This is a genomic window from Streptomyces rapamycinicus NRRL 5491, assembly GCF_024298965.1.
GTDB lineage: Bacteria > Actinomycetota > Actinomycetes > Streptomycetales > Streptomycetaceae > Streptomyces > Streptomyces rapamycinicus.
In genome coordinates this window covers 2,795,209-2,811,766 of the sequence record NZ_CP085193.1, presented here as the reverse complement: position 1 = coordinate 2,811,766, position 16,558 = coordinate 2,795,209, and the positions used below count along the sequence as shown (strand labels likewise).

General features: G+C 73.0%; 16 protein-coding genes. 13 read left to right on the top strand and 3 right to left on the bottom strand.

Features of this window, described 5'->3' with window-relative positions; genetic code table 11:
- Positions 1-118: 118 nt before the first annotated feature.
- The 4 genes from LIV37_RS11165 to LIV37_RS11150 all read left to right on the top strand — a co-directional run bounded on the left by LIV37_RS11165 (position 119) and on the right by LIV37_RS11150 (position 4,699).
- Entirely contained in the window at positions 119-1,486 is a 1,368-nt protein-coding gene (locus LIV37_RS11165) for a glutamine synthetase family protein (RefSeq protein WP_020867214.1), read from the top strand.
- 12 nt (positions 1,487-1,498) lie between these two features.
- A complete protein-coding gene (locus LIV37_RS11160; protein WP_020867213.1) occupies positions 1,499-2,881 on the top strand; it encodes an aldehyde dehydrogenase family protein in 1,383 nt (460 codons plus the stop codon).
- Position 2,882: 1 nt separating this feature from the next.
- A complete protein-coding gene (locus tag LIV37_RS11155; protein WP_020867212.1) occupies positions 2,883-3,665 on the top strand; it encodes a 3-oxoacyl-ACP reductase in 783 nt (260 codons plus the stop codon).
- A gap of 68 nt (positions 3,666-3,733) precedes the next feature.
- Complete coding sequence (locus tag LIV37_RS11150) at positions 3,734-4,699, top strand: DUF2510 domain-containing protein (RefSeq protein WP_020867211.1); 966 nt, start codon at positions 3,734-3,736, stop codon at positions 4,697-4,699.
- 47 nt (positions 4,700-4,746) lie between these two features.
- Here the strand turns inward: LIV37_RS11150 and LIV37_RS11145 are convergent, their stop codons facing one another.
- Positions 4,747-5,943 (bottom strand): alanine racemase, encoded by a 1,197-nt coding sequence (locus LIV37_RS11145; RefSeq protein WP_020867210.1) that lies wholly within the window; start codon positions 5,941-5,943, stop codon positions 4,747-4,749.
- A 213-nt stretch (positions 5,944-6,156) separates the two neighbouring features.
- Between LIV37_RS11145 and LIV37_RS11140 the strand changes: the two genes are divergently transcribed.
- Together LIV37_RS11140 and mycP are read left to right on the top strand one after the other, a co-directional pair.
- Positions 6,157-7,269 (top strand): hypothetical protein, encoded by a 1,113-nt coding sequence (locus LIV37_RS11140; RefSeq protein WP_243146364.1) that lies wholly within the window; start codon positions 6,157-6,159, stop codon positions 7,267-7,269.
- A complete protein-coding gene (mycP, locus tag LIV37_RS11135) occupies positions 7,266-8,486 on the top strand; it encodes a type VII secretion-associated serine protease mycosin (RefSeq protein ID WP_020867208.1) in 1,221 nt (406 codons plus the stop codon). Before LIV37_RS11140 ends, mycP begins: the two co-directional genes overlap by 4 nt.
- Positions 8,487-8,698: 212 nt before the next feature.
- Here the strand turns inward: mycP and LIV37_RS11130 are convergent, their stop codons facing one another.
- Positions 8,699-9,529, bottom strand: a complete 831-nt coding sequence (locus tag LIV37_RS11130; RefSeq protein ID WP_020867207.1) for a serine hydrolase — start codon at positions 9,527-9,529, stop codon at positions 8,699-8,701.
- Between the two features lie 79 nt (positions 9,530-9,608).
- On the opposite strand from LIV37_RS11130, the gene LIV37_RS11125 reads away from it, so the two are divergent.
- Positions 9,609-10,442, top strand: coding sequence for an SseB family protein (locus LIV37_RS11125; protein WP_020867206.1), 834 nt, complete (start codon positions 9,609-9,611; stop codon positions 10,440-10,442).
- Positions 10,443-10,546: 104 nt separating this feature from the next.
- Positions 10,547-11,347: an aquaporin gene (locus LIV37_RS11120; RefSeq protein ID WP_020867205.1), complete on the top strand. Its 801-nt coding sequence runs from the start codon at positions 10,547-10,549 to the stop codon at positions 11,345-11,347.
- Positions 11,348-11,387: 40 nt separating this feature from the next.
- On the opposite strand, the gene LIV37_RS11115 is transcribed toward LIV37_RS11120, so the two are convergent.
- Positions 11,388-11,753, bottom strand: coding sequence for a DUF1844 domain-containing protein (locus tag LIV37_RS11115; protein ID WP_014056105.1), 366 nt, complete (start codon positions 11,751-11,753; stop codon positions 11,388-11,390).
- Between the two features lie 492 nt (positions 11,754-12,245).
- Between LIV37_RS11115 and infC the strand changes: the two genes are divergently transcribed.
- The 5 genes from infC to LIV37_RS11090 all read left to right on the top strand — a co-directional run bounded on the left by infC (position 12,246) and on the right by LIV37_RS11090 (position 16,354).
- On the top strand, positions 12,246-12,887 hold the full coding sequence (gene infC, locus LIV37_RS11110; protein ID WP_121826109.1) for a translation initiation factor IF-3: 642 nt from the start codon (positions 12,246-12,248) through the stop codon (positions 12,885-12,887).
- Between the two features lie 143 nt (positions 12,888-13,030).
- Positions 13,031-13,225 (top strand): 50S ribosomal protein L35, encoded by a 195-nt coding sequence (gene rpmI / locus LIV37_RS11105; RefSeq protein ID WP_020867203.1) that lies wholly within the window; start codon positions 13,031-13,033, stop codon positions 13,223-13,225.
- A gap of 113 nt (positions 13,226-13,338) precedes the next feature.
- Positions 13,339-13,722, top strand: coding sequence for a 50S ribosomal protein L20 (rplT, locus tag LIV37_RS11100; protein ID WP_020867202.1), 384 nt, complete (start codon positions 13,339-13,341; stop codon positions 13,720-13,722).
- A gap of 587 nt (positions 13,723-14,309) precedes the next feature.
- On the top strand, positions 14,310-15,143 hold the full coding sequence (locus tag LIV37_RS11095) for a TrmH family RNA methyltransferase (RefSeq protein WP_020867201.1): 834 nt from the start codon (positions 14,310-14,312) through the stop codon (positions 15,141-15,143).
- A 44-nt stretch (positions 15,144-15,187) separates the two neighbouring features.
- Positions 15,188-16,354 carry a sensor histidine kinase gene (locus LIV37_RS11090; protein ID WP_020867200.1) on the top strand — a complete coding sequence of 389 codons (1,167 nt, stop codon included), beginning with the start codon at positions 15,188-15,190 and terminating at the stop codon, positions 16,352-16,354.
- Positions 16,355-16,558: the final 204 nt, after the last annotated feature.

The following is a 16,558-nucleotide window of genomic DNA, read 5'->3' as shown; positions in this document are numbered from 1 at the left end:
ACCGTCCGCACCTACTTCCCAACCAATGGTCTGCGGTATTACCTTAAGGCCACCCCGCGCCCCCCCCCCCCCTCCGCACCCTCCGCCCCCCGAATTCTCCGACGCAGGAGGCCCCACCGTGGCAGACCGCACGCCCCCGCTCTCGGTCGACGAGCTGACCAGACTGGTCGCCGCCGGTGAGATCGACACCGTCGTCCTGGCCTTCACCGATATGCAGGGAAGGCTCCAGGGCAAGCGGTTCGCCGCCCGCTTCTTCCTCGACGACGTCCTGGCACACGGCACCGAGGGCTGCAACTACCTCCTCGCCGTCGACCCCGAGATGAACACCGTCGACGGCTACGCCATGTCCTCCTGGGAGCGCGGCTACGGCGACTTCGCCATGCACGGCGACACCGCCACCCTGCGCCGCACCCCCTGGAACCCCGGCACCGCCCTCCTCACCGCCGATCTCGCCTGGCACGACGGCAGCCCGGTGGTCGCCTCCCCGCGCCAGATCCTGCGCCGTCAGCTCGACCGGCTCGCCGAGCGCGGCTGGACCGCGTACACCGGCACCGAGCTGGAGTTCATGGTCTTCAGGGACAGCTACGAGCAGGCGTGGAACACCGGCTACCGCGGGCTGACCCCCGTCAACCAGTACAACGTCGACTACTCCGTCCTCGGCACCGGCCGGGTCGAGCCCCTGCTGCGCCGCATCCGCAACGAGATGGGCGCCGCCGGGATGACCGTCGAGTCGGCCAAGGGGGAGTGCAACCTCGGCCAGCACGAGATCGCCTTCCGCTACGCCGACGCCCTGACCACCTGTGACCAGCACGCCGTCTACAAGACCGGCGCCAAGGAGATCGCCGCCCAGGAGGGCATGGCGCTCACCTTCATGGCCAAGTACGACGAGCGCGAGGGCAACTCCTGCCATATCCACCTCTCGCTGCGCGACGAGGCCGGGCACCCCGTACTCGCCGACGACGACGGCGAGTACGGCATGTCGAAGACCATGCGCCACTTCCTCGCCGGACAGATCGCGGCGATGCGCGAGTTCACCCTGCTCTACGCCCCGAACATCAACTCCTACAAGCGGTTCCGCCCAGGCTCCTTCGCGCCCACCGCAGTCGCCTGGGGCCCGGACAACCGCACCTGCGCGCTGCGGATCATCGGCCACGGCCCCTCCCACCGGCTGGAGAACCGGCTCCCCGGCGGCGACGTCAACCCGTACCTGGCCGTGGCCGGGATGGTGGCCGCCGGACTGTACGGCGTGGAGCAGGAGCTGGAGCTCCCCGAGGTCTGTACCGGCAACGCCTACACCGGGGACGCCGAGCACGTCCCGACCTCGCTGCGCGACGCCGCCGAACTGTGGCGGAACAGTCCCATAGCGCGGGCCGCCTTCGGCGACGAGGTGGTCGAGCACTACCTCAACATGGCGCGCGTCGAGCAGGACGCCTATGACACCGCCGTCACGGACTGGGAGCGCTTCCGGTCCTTCGAGCGCATGTGAGGAACCAAGCGAGTGAGCACCGAACACCCCCACGAACACCACATCCTCAACCCGGCCACCGAGGAGGTCGTCGCCACCGTCCCCGCCGCCACCCCGGACGAGGTGGCCGCCGCCGTGGCCCGCGCCACCGAGGCGCAGCGCGGCTGGGCCGCGCTCGCGCCCGCCGATCGCGCCCGGCTGCTGCGCCGCTTCGCCGGCGCGGTGGACGGGCACATCGAGGAGCTCGCCGCCCTCGAGGTCCGCGAGGCGGGCCACCCGATCGGCAACGCCCGCTGGGAAGCGGGCAATGTGCGCGATCTGCTGGACTACGCGGCCGGGGGAGCGGAGCGGCTGAGCGGCGCCCAGATCCCGGTGGCCGGCGGTCTGAACGTCACCTTCCATGAGCCGCTGGGCGTGGTCGCGGTCATCGCGCCGTGGAACTTCCCCATGCCGATCGCCGCCTGGGGCACCGCGCCCGCCCTGGCCGCCGGAAACGCCGTCGTCCTCAAACCGGCCGAGACCACCCCGCTCACCGCGCTCCGGCTGGCCGAGCTCGCCCTGGCGGCGGGTCTGCCCGAAGGGCTCTTCCAGGTGCTTCCCGGCGCCGGGCCGGTCGCGGGCGCCGCGCTGGTCGAGCACCCCGGCGTCGCCAAGGTCGTCTTCACCGGCTCCACGGCCGTCGGCAAGGAGATCATGGCCAAATGCGCCGCGGGCGTGAAGCGGGTGACCCTCGAACTCGGCGGCAAGAGCCCGAACATCGTCTTCGCCGACGCCGACCTCGAACGCGCCGCGGCCGCCGCGCCCGGCTCCTTCCTGGACAACACCGGACAGGACTGCTGCGCCCGCAGCCGCATCCTGGTGCAGCGAAGCGTCTACGACCGGTTCATGGAGCTGCTGGCGCCCGCCGTGACCTCCTTCGCGGTCGGCGACCCGGCCGACCCCGCCACCGCCATGGGCCCGCTGATCTCGGCCGCCCAGCGGGAGCGGGTACGGTCCTACGTACCCGAGGACGCGCCCGCCGCGATCCGCGGCGAGGCCCCGAAGGGCAAGGGGTTCTGGTACCCGGCCACCGTGCTGGAGGCCACCGGCCCCGGGGACCGCACCGCCGTGGAGGAGATCTTCGGCCCGGTCGCGGTCGTCCTCCCCTTCGAGGACGAGGCCGACGCCGTACGGCTGGCCAACGCCACCGACTACGGCCTGTCCGGTTCGATCTGGACCCGTGACGTGGGCCGCGCGGTGCGGGTCTCGCGCGCCGTCGCCGCCGGGAACCTGTCCGTCAACTCGCACAGCAGCGTGCGGTACGCCACCCCCTTCGGCGGCTACAAGCAGTCCGGTCTGGGCCGGGAGCTGGGCCCCGACGCCCTTGCCGCCTTCACCGAGACCAAGAACGTCTTCATCAGCACCGAGGAGCAGTGACGTGACCGAGACCCCCGTGTGCCGCCGCCTGGTGGGCCGTACCGCCGTCGTCACCGGAGCGGGCAGCGGCATCGGCCTGGCCACCGTGCGCCGTCTGGCCTCCGAGGGCGCGCAGGTCGTCTGCGCCGATATCGACGAGAGCGCGGGCAAGGCCGCGGCCGACGAGGTCGGCGGGCTGTTCGTCCAGGTGGACGTGGTCGACCCCGAGCAGGTCGAGGCGCTCTTCAAGGCCGCCTTCGACACCTACGGTTCGGTGGACATCGCCTTCAACAACGCCGGGATCTCCCCGCCCGACGACGACTCGATCCTCACCACCGGGCTCGACGCCTGGAAGCGGGTCCAGGAGGTCAACCTCACCTCCGTCTATCTGTGCTGCAAGGCCGCGCTGCCGTACATGCGGCGGCAGGGCCGGGGCTCCATCATCAACACCGCCTCGTTCGTGGCCGTGATGGGCGCCGCCACCTCCCAGATCAGCTACACCGCCTCCAAGGGCGGGGTGCTGGCCATGTCCCGGGAGCTGGGCGTGCAGTTCGCCCGCGAGGGCATCCGGGTCAACGCGCTGTGCCCGGGGCCGGTCAACACCCCGCTGCTGAAGGAGCTGTTCGCCAAGGACCCGGAGCGGGCCCAGCGCCGGCTGGTGCACGTACCGGTGGGCCGGTTCGCCGAACCGGAGGAGATCGCCTCCGCCGTGGCCTTCCTGGCCAGCGATGACTCGTCCTTCGTCAACGCCGCCGAGTTCCTCGTGGACGGCGGGATCGCCGGGGCATATGTCACGCCGTTGTAGTCCGGTGCGCAGTCCTGCTATGCGCGGTGTACGGACCCCACCCCTGGCCATAGGCTGACCGTGTGACCATGAACACGCCCCCCGGCTGGTACCCCGATCCCGGCTACGCAGGTAACGGCCCCGCCATGGAACGGTGGTGGGACGGCTCGGCCTGGACCGAGTACACCCGTGACGCCTCGGGCGCCGCGGATCCGGCCTTCGGCCCGCCGCCGCCCCCCTACCTGCCGGGGCGGCAGGGGGGACACGGCCACAGCCGGGGCCGCGGGCCGAGGATCGCGGCGCTCTCCGTCGCCGTCGGCGTCGTCGTCGCCGCGATCGCCGGTGGCATCGTGCTGCTGGGCGACGGCGGCGACGGCGGTGGGAACGCCCAGACCGGGCCCGCCCCCAGTACCTCCGCGCCGGACGACGGTGGCGACCCGGCCCCGGACCTCCCCACCCCGGACGACCCCTCGGAAGGGCCCACCGAGAGTCCCAGCGCACCGCCCAGTTACGACCCGGACACCGCCCCGGACCAGGGCAACGGCATCAGCCTGCCGGTGCTCTCCGGCTGGCAGGCGGGGCGCAGCAGCTCCGGCGGCGCGGGCGTCACCACCTCCCGCTACCCCTGCCCGGGCGACAAGTCCACCGACTGTGTGCGCGGCGGCGCCTTCTCCCGGACCGCCGAGGGCTACAAGGCCACCTCCGCCAAGGGCATAGCCAAGGAGGACATCGGGCAGAACGCCGAGGAGTCCTACGGCACCGACAAGGACACCGACCGCAAGGCGTACGGCGGGATCACCTCCCACAAGCAGCTGAAGGCCTCGGCGGTCGAGGTCGCGGGCGGGAAGGGCTATCTGGTCCGCTGGAAGGTGGTGACGAAGAAGGGCGACGACGGCATCGTGCAGTCGGTGGCGTTCCCCTCGCCGACCATGCCGGACACGATGGTCGTGGTGCGCTTCGGGTTCGACGAGAGCGACAAGGCGCCGCCGCTCAGCGACATGGACAAGATCGTCAAGGGCATCGAGGCGCTGGCGGGCGACGGCCGGTCCATCTAGACGCGTTCCCATCTGGACGCGTTCCCGTCCGGACGCGCTCCCAGCCGTCAGAGGAACGTCCTGCCCTCGCCCCGGTACGTCGGCGCCTCCGCCACCACCCGGTCCCCCTCGATCAGCCGCAGTGTGTCGAACCGCTCGCACAGTTCACCGGCCTTGGCGTGCCGGAACCACACCTTGTCGCCGATCAGCAGATCGTCGGCGGCCGTGCCCAGCAGCGGGGTCTGCACCTCGCCCGGCCCCTCCATCGAGTCGTACGCGAGCCCCTCCGGCAGATACGGCACCGGCAGCCGGTCCCGGCCCGCCGCGCCCGACGCCGGATAGCCGCCGCCGAGCACCGTCACCACGCCCACTCCGGGGCGGCGCACCACCGGCTGGGCGAACAGGGCCGCCGGGCGGCCGCGGAAGGACGTGTAGTGGTCGAACAGGCGCGGCTGGTAGAGCCCGGACCCGGCGGCTATCTCGGTCACCGCGTCCTCCGCGGCGGTGTGCTGCACACTGCCCGTACCGCCGCCGTTGACGAACTCCAGGTCCGCCACGGCCCGCACCGCGCGTACGGCCGCGGCCCGGCGCGCCGCGAGCTCCCGGCGCGCCACGGACTGCATCAGCCGGATGGCGCGCGAGCGCAGCGGGCTCCCGGGAACCGCGTCGCCCACGCCCGCCACATGCCCCTCGTACGCCATCAGCCCGACCAGCCGGTAACCGGGCCGGTCGGCGATCGCCCGCGCCAGGGCGGCCAGTTGCTCAGGTTCGCGCAGCGGTGAGCGCAGCGCCCCGACTCGCACCCGTCCGCCGAGCATCCGCAGCGAGGTGTCCAATTCCAGGCAGACCCGGACCTCTTCGGTCCCGGCGCGAACGCTGTCGATCAGATCGAGCTGGGAGAGGTCGTCCACCATGACGGTCACGGCCTCGGCCAGCTTGGGGTCGCCGGTCAGGGTGGCGAAGCCGTCCCGGTCGGCGGACGGGTAGGCGAGCAGCACGTCGTCGAACCCCTCGCGGGCCAGCCACAGCGACTCCGGGAGCGTGAAGCTCATGATCCCCGCGAAGCCGTCGCGCGCCAGCACCCGCTCCAACAGCGCGCGGCAGCGCACCGATTTGCTGGCCACGCGGATCGGTTTGCCTCCCGCCCGATGGACCAGATCCCGTGCGTTGTCGTCAAAGGCCCCCAGGTCGACAATCGCCACAGGCGCTTCGAGATGGGCGGTGGCCCGGTCGTACCGGGCCCGGTCAGCGGCGGCAGCGGACATGGACGCAGCTTGCCAGACCGCTATTACCACTGGGTAGAGGGCGGCCGGTGCGCAGGGCCCCCGGCTGGCCGTAGAGTGTCGCGCACGCCACGACCGGCAGGTCAGCGGCGGGTTGTCCGTATACGGGCCCGCCTGCCCGAAAGGCGGTGCGGTGGCGCGGCGAACCGGACGGAGCCAGGTGAAGCAGGTCTCGACGGGTGCGAGGGGGTGCAGGTGAGCACCGACGCGGAACAGGCGCACTCACCCCACGGCACGCCCCCACCACGCCCCGCACAACCCCCGCGCACGGCGCCCGAGCGGCCTTCCGCGCCTCCGCCGCGCCCCACCAACGCGCCCGGGTTCACCCCCGATCCGGAGACCCCCGTCCTCGGCGTACGGGCGAAGACCCCGTTCTCCAGAGACACCGCCGAGGCATCCGGTACCCGGGTGCCCCCGCAGCCCTCGACACCGCCGCGCCCGTCCGTGCCTCCGCGCACCGGCGGGCTCTTCGCGGCCGGTGGGCACTTCGCGGGCGGTGGGCACTTCGCGGGCGGTGGGCTCTTCGCGGGCGGTGGGCCGGGCGGCCGGCGCCGTCCCCCCAGCCGTACGGCGGCCGCCGCCGCGAGCCTCGTCCTCGGGCTCGGGCTGCTCGGCGGGGCGGCGGCCGGAAGCTGGCTGGGCGACGACCCCGGCGCCCCGCCGTCCACCGCCGACACCTACGCCCACGCCCGTTCCGCCTGGCACAGCATCCCCGTGGACGACCTCTTCCCGCGCGCCCTGCGCGGCAAGGGCGAGGGCCCCGGCGGCGCCGACCGCGTCTGGACCCGGATAGCCGTCGCCCCCGACAGCAGCTGCGGCGGCGGATTCGATCCGCTGCTCGCCAAGGCGCTGGTCCCGGTGGGCTGCAAACGGCTGGTGCGCGCCACGTACACCGACGCCACCAGCACCAGCGTCACCACCGTCGGAGTGCTGATCACCACCTCAGGACCCACCGGAATGCGGGCGCTGCGGCAGCGCTTCGTCACCGAGAAGCTGGACGAACGCACCGATCTGATGCCCCGCACATACGCCGCCAAGGGCACCGCCGCGGCCGGATTCGGCGACGACCAGCGCGCCAGCTGGCGGGTCCGGATCCTCACCGACGCCCCCGCCGTCATCTACACGGTCACCGGCTTCGCCGACGGCCGTGAGGTCACCGACCCGCAGTCGGCGGGCGAGGCGACCCAGCGCGGCGCCACCACGGCCCCCGCGCAGTCCGGCCTCGGCAACGACGCCCGGAGCGTCGCCGACGCGATCGAGGGCGGATTCCGCCGGGCCCTGGCCACGTTCACGGAGGCCACGTCATGACCTCTGCGCTCGGGCGGCGCCTCGCCGTGGCCCTCGCCGCCGCCGGGCTGACCCTGTTGCCCGCCGCGCCCGGATACGCCGACGGCATACAGGCCCAGGAATGGGCGCTGGACACCCTCCACGTCCGCGAGGCATGGCAGACCACCAAGGGCTCCGGGATCACCGTCGCCGTCCTCGACACCGGCGTCGACGAAGGCCACCCCGACCTCGAAGGCCAGGTGGAGCCGGGGAAGGACCTCATCGGCTTCGGCGCCCGGCGCGGCGAACGCGCCTGGGCCCGCCACGGCACCGCCATGGCCGGGATCATCGCCGGGCACGGCCATGGCGCCTCCGGCGGCGAGGGCGTGCTGGGCGTCGCCCCGAAGGCGCGGATCCTGCCGGTGCGGGTGATCCTCGAAGACTCCGATCCCGACCGTAAGAAGGCCCGCTCGACCCGCGGCGGCGCACTCGCCGCCGGGATCCGCTGGGCGGCCGACCACGGCGCCGACGTCATCAACCTCTCGCTCGGCGACGACAGCGCCTCCGCCCACCCCGAGGCCGCCGAGGACGCCGCCGTGCAGTACGCGCTGGGCAAGGGCGCGGTCGTGGTCGCCTCCGCGGGCAACGGCGGCGAGAAGGGCGACCGGGTCTCCTACCCGGCCGCCTACCCCGGGGTCATCGCCGTGACCGCCGTGGACCGCTACGGCGCACGCGCCGCCTTCTCCACCCGCCGCTGGTACGCCACCGTCAGCGCACCCGGCGTCGACGTGGTCATCGCCGACCCCGACAAGCGCTACTACGAGGGCTGGGGCACCAGCGCGGCCGCCGCCTTCGTCTCAGGCTCCGTCGCCCTCGTCCGCGCCGCCCATCCCGACCTGAGCCCGCGCCAGATCCGCGGGCTCCTCACCCGGACCGCCCAGGACGCACCCAAGGGCGGCCGCAGCGACGACCTCGGCGCGGGCCTGGTGAACCCGGCGGCGGCGATCACCGCGGGCGACAAGCTGAAGCCCGAGGCCCAGCGCCCCGCCGCGGCCGCCGCCCCGAACCGCTACTTCGGCAACGGCCCCGGCCACATCGAGGGCGCCCACGACGACTCCGGCCCCAACCAGATGGCCCTCCTCGCCGGCCTCGCCGGCACTGCCCTGGTCGTCGCCGCGATATCCCTATGGCGCCGCTCGGGCCCCCTACGGGTGCCCCCGCGACTGCGGTCACTGCTGACGGCGACGCGTACGCGCTGAGCGGTGCCCGGTCGCCGCGATGATCGGCGGAGGCCCGCTGTGGGTGCGCCGCTGACGGGGTCCCGTCGGCCCTGAGCGGTGCCCGGTCGCCGCGTCGGTTCGGGCCCGGTGTGCGCGCCTGTTCGTGGGGATCCGTACGCGCTGAAGCACGACGGCGGTTGTCGGGGCGGCGCGCTGGGCGGGCCGGTTGGGCGGCGCGGTGGGCGGGCCGGTTACCCCGGTGCGTACGCGGCGGTCGTCGCCACGGCCGTCCGTGCCACCTCTTCCACCAGCGCCACCCCACCCTCCCGGTCGGCATTGCCCTCGGACAGCACCGCGATCAGATGGGGCCGACCGTTTGCCGTCACCTCGCCGACGCTGTTGATGACCCACAGGCCGGTGGCGTCGCGGGGCATCCAGCCGTTCTTGAGCCGGGTCCCGGTGCCGGTGCCGTCCGCGGCGGCCGAGATGCCCCAGGTCTGACCGTCGATGACGCGGCCCATCAGCGTCCGCAGATACGTCTGGGAGCGCGCGCTCAGCGCGGAGCCGTCCAGGAAGACCGCGCGCAGCAGGGCCAGCTGATCGGACGCCGTGGTGTGGGTCAGCCCCCAGTCTCCGCGGTCGTCGGCGTGGGTATCGGCCAGTCCGAGCCGTCCCAGCGCGGCCTCGATGCCGCGCGACCCGCCGATCGTCCCCCACAGCGCCGTCGCCGCGTCGTTGTCGCTCCGCTCGATCATCACGGTGGCGTACGAGCGCTCCTGAGCGGTCAGCCGCCGCCCCTCGTCCTGCGCCCCTAGCAGCAGCGCCGCGAGGATGCCGACCTTGATGACGCTCGCCGTGGCGTACGAGCCGTCGCCATGGGACCCGCTCGCCCCCGACCCGGGCTCCAGGACGGCGACCGAGAAGTCCGCGGCGGAGCCCGCGGCCGCGGCCACGGGCGCGAGCGCGTCGGCGAGCGCGCCGCTCAGCCCACTCCCTCCGCCCGCACCGGATCCGCCCGCACCGGATCCGCCCGCACCGGACAGGGCGGGCAGGGCCGGGTCGCCGTCATTCACGCGTTCCACGCCGTCTCCTCAACTGCCGCTCGTGCCCCGGGTGGGGGTGCGGGGATCTCGGTCTCCTCGCTGTCGATACCCTCATGGCGTGGCGCTCAAGAACATTCCCGACCCCGGCTTCTCCGGCGACGACGGCTCCGCCGACCCCCGGCTGACGGCGGCGCTCGCCGCCTGGGCCGATGACCGCTCGGCCGAACCGGAGGTGCTCGCCGCGCTCACCGACGCCCGCCTGCTGGTCCCCGTGGTGGCGATGCTCGGCGAGGCGGAGGTGGTGGAATCCAAGCCGCGCGAAGCGTCCGTTGAGGGTGGTGGTGGGCGACGGTTGGAATCCAAGCCGCGCGAAGCGTCCGTTGAGGGTGGTGGTGGGCGACGGGCGGGCGGGCTGCGCCGTGACAAGACCAGCGATATGGCGGTGCCCACGCTCCAGGCGCCCGACGGCCGGCGCGCGCTGCCCGCGTTCACCTCGCTCGAGACGCTGGCCCGCTGGCGCCCGGACGCCCGGCCCGTGGCCGTACCGCTGCGCCAGGCGCTGGAGGCCACCGCCCATGAGAAGGCGGACACCCTGGTCCTGGACCTCGCGGGCCCGGTGCCGTACCAGCTGACCGGCCCCGCCCTGCTGGCCCTCGCCGAGGGCCGGACCAGTGCCGATCCGCTCGCCGACCCGGCCGTGGCCGAGGCGGTGCGCACCGTGCTGGCCGCCGAGCCGGGGGTGCTCCGGGCCCATCTGGCCCCGGCGGCGGACGCCGACGGGATGCTCGCGCTCGCCCTGGCGCCGGAGGCGCCCGCGCGCGAGACGGCGCACCGGGTGGCGGGCGCCCTGGCCGCCGACGAGGTGCTGCGGGCGCGGCTGGTGCGTGGTCTGACCCTGGCACTGCTGCCGCCGGACGCGCAGGTCCCCGGCGAGCCGCTCTTCAGCCGCTGAGGGCCGGGCCCGGCCCTCCCCGTTCGGACCAACAGGCGAATCCTCCCGATTCCGCCCACAATGCTTAGGCGACTGGCGGTCGGAATCTGCGTGAGGAGAGCGCCATGGAGACGAGAACGGTCGTAGCGGAGTTCATCGGGACCGCGATGCTGGTCCTCTTCGGAGTCGGCTCGCTGGTCCTGGCGGGCGACTACATCAACGCCCTCGGGATCTCGCTCGCCTTCGGCTTCACGCTGATCGCGATCGCCTTTGCGCTCGGGCGCATCTCGGGCTGCCACATCAACCCGGCGGTGACCCTCGGTGTGCTGCTGGCCAGGCGCATCGACATCCGTACGGCCGTCCAGTACTGGGTCGCGCAGTTCGTCGGCGCGATCGTGGGCGCGGCGATACTCTTCCTGCTCGCCAACCAGGTGCCCCGGCTCCAGACGGCCGGTGCCTTCGGCAGCAACGGCTACGGCGGCCGCTCACCGGTCGGCATGGGCGCGGGCGGGGCCTTCCTCGCCGAGGTGCTGCTGACCTTCCTGCTGGTCTTCGTCTTCCTCACGGTGACCCACGCGGTGCCGATGGTCGGCGCCGAACCGGTCCCGGTGGGCCTCGCGCTGGCCGCGGTCAATCTGATCGGCATCCCGCTGACCTGGGCCTCGGTCAATCCGGCGCGCAGCTTCGGCCCGGCGATCTTCGCGGGCGGCGATGCGCTGGGCCAGCTGTGGCTGTTCATCGTGGCGCCGCTGGTCGGCGGGGTGCTCGCCGCGGCGGTGCACCGCTTCACCCATCTCCATCCGGCGGGCCAGGCCGACCGGGAGGAGGCGCATCCGCCCCCGGCGACCGGGCCGTGGGGACGCATGCGCGGCGGCCACCGCCCCGAGGCGGGCGGCCCGGAGACCAAGGGCCCGGAGGCGGCCTGAGTGACAAGGGGCGCGGGCGCGGCCCTAAGGGGGCTGCCGGTCAGCCGAAAACCGGGCCGGTGAACTTCTCGCCGGGCCCCTGCCCCGGCTCGTCCGGCACCACCGAAGCCTCGCGGAAGGCGAGCTGCAGGGACTTCAGACCGTCCCGCAGCGGAGCGGCGTGGAAGGAGCTGATCTCCGTGGCGCTGGCCGTGACCAGCCCCGCCAGGGCGTTGATCAGCTTCCGCGCCTCGTCCAGGTCCTTGTGCTGGGGACCCTCCTCGGCCAGGCCCAGGTTGACCGCGGCGGCGCTCATCAGGTGCACCGCGACCGTGGTGATCACCTCGACGGCGGGCACATCCGCGATGTCCCGGGTCATCCGGTCGAAGTCGGGGGCCGGCGGCTGCCCGGCGTTGGCGTCGCTCATGGTGGTCGGGGCTCGCTTCCTGATGGACGGTGTGCCCCAGCCTAGGCGTCCGCCCGGCACCGTACGCACGGGGCGGGTGAGTTCACAGGAACAGGAGGAACAGGAGGAACGGGCGGAAGGGGAGGGACCCGGCAGGGACCCGGGAGAGGTGAGGTGAGAGGAGGAGGGACGGCGGGAACGGCGGATGCCGGGGACGCGGCGGGTGAGCATCCCGCGCGGGTGCTGGTATCGTAGATAAACGACCGGCCGGTCACGTGCGTGTCCGGCCCACAAGTGGAGGCTCCCCAGCTCCCACCTCCCGACCCCCGGGGTCGGCAGGTCATCGGTCAGGCTGCGCCCCGCGGTGATATCGCGGCGGTGCTCCCGGTCAATGAGGAGCCCCGCCTGTGTACCGTCCGGGGCGTTTTGTGCGTCACGGCGCGGTGGTCTCAACCGAAACAGACTTACGCGGCAGTCCGCCAGGCGGTCGCGTGGTGTAACCGAGGAGGATCCATCAGCGCCGAGCCCCGCATCAACGACCGGATTCGCGTCCCCGAGGTGCGACTCGTCGGTCCCAGTGGCGAGCAGGTCGGCATTGTGCCGCTTGCCAAGGCCCTGGAGCTTGCGCAGGAGTACGACCTCGACCTGGTCGAGGTGGCGGCGACCGCCCGTCCGCCGGTCTGCAAGCTCATGGACTACGGAAAGTTCAAATACGAGTCGGCCATGAAGGCCCGTGAGGCGCGCAAGAACCAGGCGCACACGGTCATCAAGGAGATGAAGCTCCGGCCGAAGATCGACCCGCACGACTATGACACCAAGAAGGGTCACGTCGTCCGGTTCCTCAAGCAGGGCGACAAGGTCAAGATCACGATCATGTTCCGTGGCCGTGAGCAGTCCCGGCCCGAACTGGGCTACCGGCTGCTGCAGCGGCTCGCTGAGGACGTCCAGGAGCTGGGCTTCGTGGAGTCCAACCCCAAGCAGGACGGCCGAAACATGATCATGGTTCTCGGTCCGCACAAGAAGAAGACCGAGGCGATGGCCGAAGCCCGCGAGGCGCAGGCAGCCCGCAAGGCGGAGCGTCAGGGCGTTCCCCACCTGGACCAGTCTCCGGACGCGTCCGCGGAGCAGCCGGCCGAGGAGCCCGCCGAGGCCTGATGTTCGAGGTGCCAGCCTCGACCCCGGGACCCTGGTCCCGACCCAGACCGACATAACAGACGCTTCTGCGCCCACCGGTCCGCGGCCCGATCGCGCCACGGCCGGATGGGGCGGAAGCGCTCCGACGAGGAGAGAACGGCGACATGCCGAAGAACAAGACGCACAGCGGTGCCAGCAAGCGCTTCAAGCTCACCGGCTCCGGCAAGGTGGTGCGCCAGCGCGCCGGTCGCCGCCACCTTCTCGAGCACAAGCCGTCCACGCTGACGCGCCGCCTGGCCGGAAAGGTCGAGATGGCCCCTGCCGACGCCAAGAAGATCAAGAAGCTTCTCGGCAAGTGACGCCCCTGCCCTGCTCCGGCGGGGTGAGGCGAGCGCCAGACCGGGACCCACCGGGACCTATTCGTTTCCGGGCCGCGTGAGTCACCCGCGGCCCCGTACAAGGAGTTAAACAAGTGGCACGCGTCAAGCGGGCAGTCAACGCCCACAAGAAGCGCCGGGCGATCCTCGAGCAGGCCAGCGGCTACCGGGGCCAGCGCTCCCGCCTGTACCGCAAGGCCAAGGAGCAGGTCACCCACTCTCTGGTCTACAACTACAACGACCGCAAGAAGCGCAAGGGCGACTTCCGCCAGCTGTGGATCCAGCGCATCAACGCCGCTGCCCGCGCCAATGGCATGACGTACAACCGCTTCATCCAGGGTCTGAAGGCCGCGAACATCGAGGTCGACCGCAAGATTCTGGCGGACCTCGCGGTCAACGACGCGAACGCGTTCGCGGTGCTGGTCGAGGCCGCGCAGAAGGCGCTGCCGAGTGATGTGAACGCGCCGAAGGCCGCGTAAGCGCTGCGCTGAGCATTGCCGAGTGGACCCGCAGGTGAACGCATCACCTGCGGGTCCGCGCACGTCGCTCCCCCTTGGGGCCTCCGTCCCCGGGTGCGGCCCGGTGGCCGGGTTGTGCCCCCTGGGGTCTCGTTTCCGGGTGCGGCCCGGTGGCCGGGTTGTGCCCACCCGTCCCTCCCCCCCCAGCTACCGCTGGGAGGTGCCCCCCTCCGCGGGACGATTGCCCACAACGGGGTGCGTTCCGCTGCGCGGGACGGCTGCCCGAAGCTGGACACCCCGCTGCCCCTCTCGGGGGCCCGGGGGCTTGCCCCTGGTTTCGGGGAGGGGCGGGGTGGGGGAACCCGCCCCGCGAGGCGATGCCCGCGGCTGGACGCGGCGCTGCCCCTGCGGGGCTCGCGGCGCTGCGGAGGGCCACGCCGCTGTCTCTCCCGGGGCCCGGGGGCTTGCCCCTGGTTTCGGGGAGGGGCGGGGTGGGGGAGTCCGCTTCGCGGGACGATGCCCGCGGTCGGCCGATGCCCCGGCCGCGATTGAGGGAAGACCGGCCCGCGCGCAACCATCACACCACCACGAGAAAGCGCACGCACCCCATGGCGACCCCCGAATTGACGTCCCTGCGATCGCCACGCGTCACCGCGGCCCGCCGGCTGGCCAAGCGCAGCTTCCGCGGCAAGGAGCGGCGGTTCATCGTCGAGGGGCCGCAGGCCGTGCGGGAGGCCGTCGCGCATCTCGTGGAGGTGTACGCCACCCCCGAGGCCGCCGAGCGGCACCAGGAGATCCTCGACGCCGCCCGCGCCGCGGACGTCCCCGTGCTCTCCGCGACCGATGACGTCGTCGCGGAGATGTCCGACACGGTCACTCCGCAGGGCATCGTCGGGCTGTGCCGCTTCCTGGACTCGCCGTTCGAGGAGATCCTGGCGGCCAGGCCGAAGCTCGTCGCCGTGCTCGCGAACGTCCGCGACCCCGGCAACGCCGGCACCGTGCTGCGGTGCGCCGACGCCGCCGGGGCGGACGCGGTCGTGCTGACGGACGCCTCCGTGGACCCGTACAACCCCAAGGCCGTACGCGCCTCCGTCGGCTCCCTCTTCCATCTTCCCGTCGCCGTCGGCGTGCCCGTCGAGCGCGCGGTGAGCGGGTTGCGGGAGGCGGGGGCGCGGGTGCTGGCCGCGGACGGGGCGGGGGAGCGGGACCTGGACTCGGAGCTGGACGACGGGCTCCTGGGCGCCCCCACCGCCTGGATCTTCGGCAATGAGGCGTGGGGCCTGCCGGAGGCTACCCGCGCACTCGCGGACGAGGTGGTGCGCGTTCCGATTCACGGCAGGGCCGAGAGCCTCAACCTCGCCACGGCCGCCGCCGTGTGCCTCTATGCCTCCGCTCGTGCGCAGCGCGCTCCCGCAGGGTGCCGCTCCGTCACATCGACCTAGTAGGGTTGCCCCCTCTGGGAGGGGACCCGAGAGGGGGTGTGGGGATGGACGTCAGGACCTCCGGCGCCAGGGCGGCCGAAGCCCATGCGTCCGGCGGGCATGGCCGCCCGTCCGCCGGGGAGGACCCCGGCGGCGTGCCGGACGCGCTGGGACCGCACCCCGACGATCTGCCCGACGGCCTGGTGGTGGCCGATGAGACCGGCCTGGTCACGTGCTTCAACGCGGCGGCGGCCCGCATCACCGCCACCGACCCCGCGGACGCGATCGGCCGTCGGCTCGAGGTGGCCCTGCCGTTAGAGGACCTGGACGGCCGGCGCTGGTGGGCGCTGACCGATCCCTATGGTGGGCTGGCCATCCGGGCCGGTCAGCCCGAGCGGAACCTGCTGCTGCCGGGCGGCCGCGAGGTGCTGGTCTCGGCCCGCTATGTGCGCGAGCGGCCGACCGGGCCGGTGCGCCGGGTGGTGGTCTGTCTGCGCGGCACCGAGGCCCGTCGCCGCACCGAGCGCAGCCATGCCGAGCTGATCGCGACCGTCGCCCATGAGCTGCGTTCGCCGCTGACGTCCGTGAAGGGGTTCACGGCCACGCTGCTGGCCAAGTGGGAGCGGTTCACCGACGACCAGAAGCGGCTGATGCTGGAGACCGTGGACGCCGACGCCAACCGGGTCACCCGGCTGATCGCCGAGCTGCTGGACATCTCCCGGATCGACTCCGGCCGGCTGGAGGTGCGCCGCCAGCCGGTGGATCTCGCCGCCGCGGTCCGCCGCCATGTGCAGGCGCTCACCGCCGCCGGGCACACCGCCGAGCGGTTCCTGATCAGGGTCAGGGGGCCACTGCCCAGGCTATGGGCAGATCCGGACAAGATCGATCAGGTGCTGGGCAACCTGCTGGAAAACGCGGTGCGCCACGGCGAGGGAACGGTCACCATTGACATAGCGCCCGCACCGGCCAAGCCGGTCGCGGAAGGCCCCACTGTCGAAAGGACGGCCGTCACCGTGAGCGACGAGGGCCCCGGTATCCCGGAGGAGTCGATGAGCCGCGTTTTCACCCGCTTCTGGCGGGGCAGCAAGCGCGGTGGCACTGGCCTGGGGCTCTACATCGTCAAGGGCATCGTCGAGGCCCACGGCGGCGCGATCATCGTCGACCGGGCCCGCGGCGGCGGCGCCGAGTTCCGATTTACCCTGCCCGTGGGCACTCCGGCCTATCTGGCCTGAGCCACCCGCGGGCTTCTCCAGCACGGGGCGGACCCCGAGCGCGGCGGCCGTCGCGCGGCGTCCCCCGGAACAGCACCCCTCTCGCGCCCCTTAGACTCGGGCTTTGGCACCTTTGGCGTCCCCTGCACGGGGCGCAGCGGTCGCAGCCAGTCGAGCCGGGGTCGCGCAGCCGGGGGGCACCTCCCAGCGGTAGCTGGGGGACAA

Coding starts and splice junctions, on each gene's coding strand:
- LIV37_RS11150 (WP_020867211.1), top strand. CDS start 3,734: ATGAACACGCCCCCCGGCTGGTACCCCGATCCCGGCTACGCAGGTAAC.
- LIV37_RS11145 (WP_020867210.1), bottom strand. CDS start 5,943: ATGTCCGCTGCCGCCGCTGACCGGGCCCGGTACGACCGGGCCACCGCC.
- mycP (WP_020867208.1), top strand. CDS start 7,266: ATGACCTCTGCGCTCGGGCGGCGCCTCGCCGTGGCCCTCGCCGCCGCC.
- LIV37_RS11120 (WP_020867205.1), top strand. CDS start 10,547: ATGGAGACGAGAACGGTCGTAGCGGAGTTCATCGGGACCGCGATGCTG.
- LIV37_RS11115 (WP_014056105.1), bottom strand. CDS start 11,753: ATGAGCGACGCCAACGCCGGGCAGCCGCCGGCCCCCGACTTCGACCGG.
- rpmI (WP_020867203.1), top strand. CDS start 13,031: ATGCCGAAGAACAAGACGCACAGCGGTGCCAGCAAGCGCTTCAAGCTC.
- LIV37_RS11095 (WP_020867201.1), top strand. CDS start 14,310: ATGGCGACCCCCGAATTGACGTCCCTGCGATCGCCACGCGTCACCGCG.
- LIV37_RS11090 (WP_020867200.1), top strand. CDS start 15,188: ATGGACGTCAGGACCTCCGGCGCCAGGGCGGCCGAAGCCCATGCGTCC.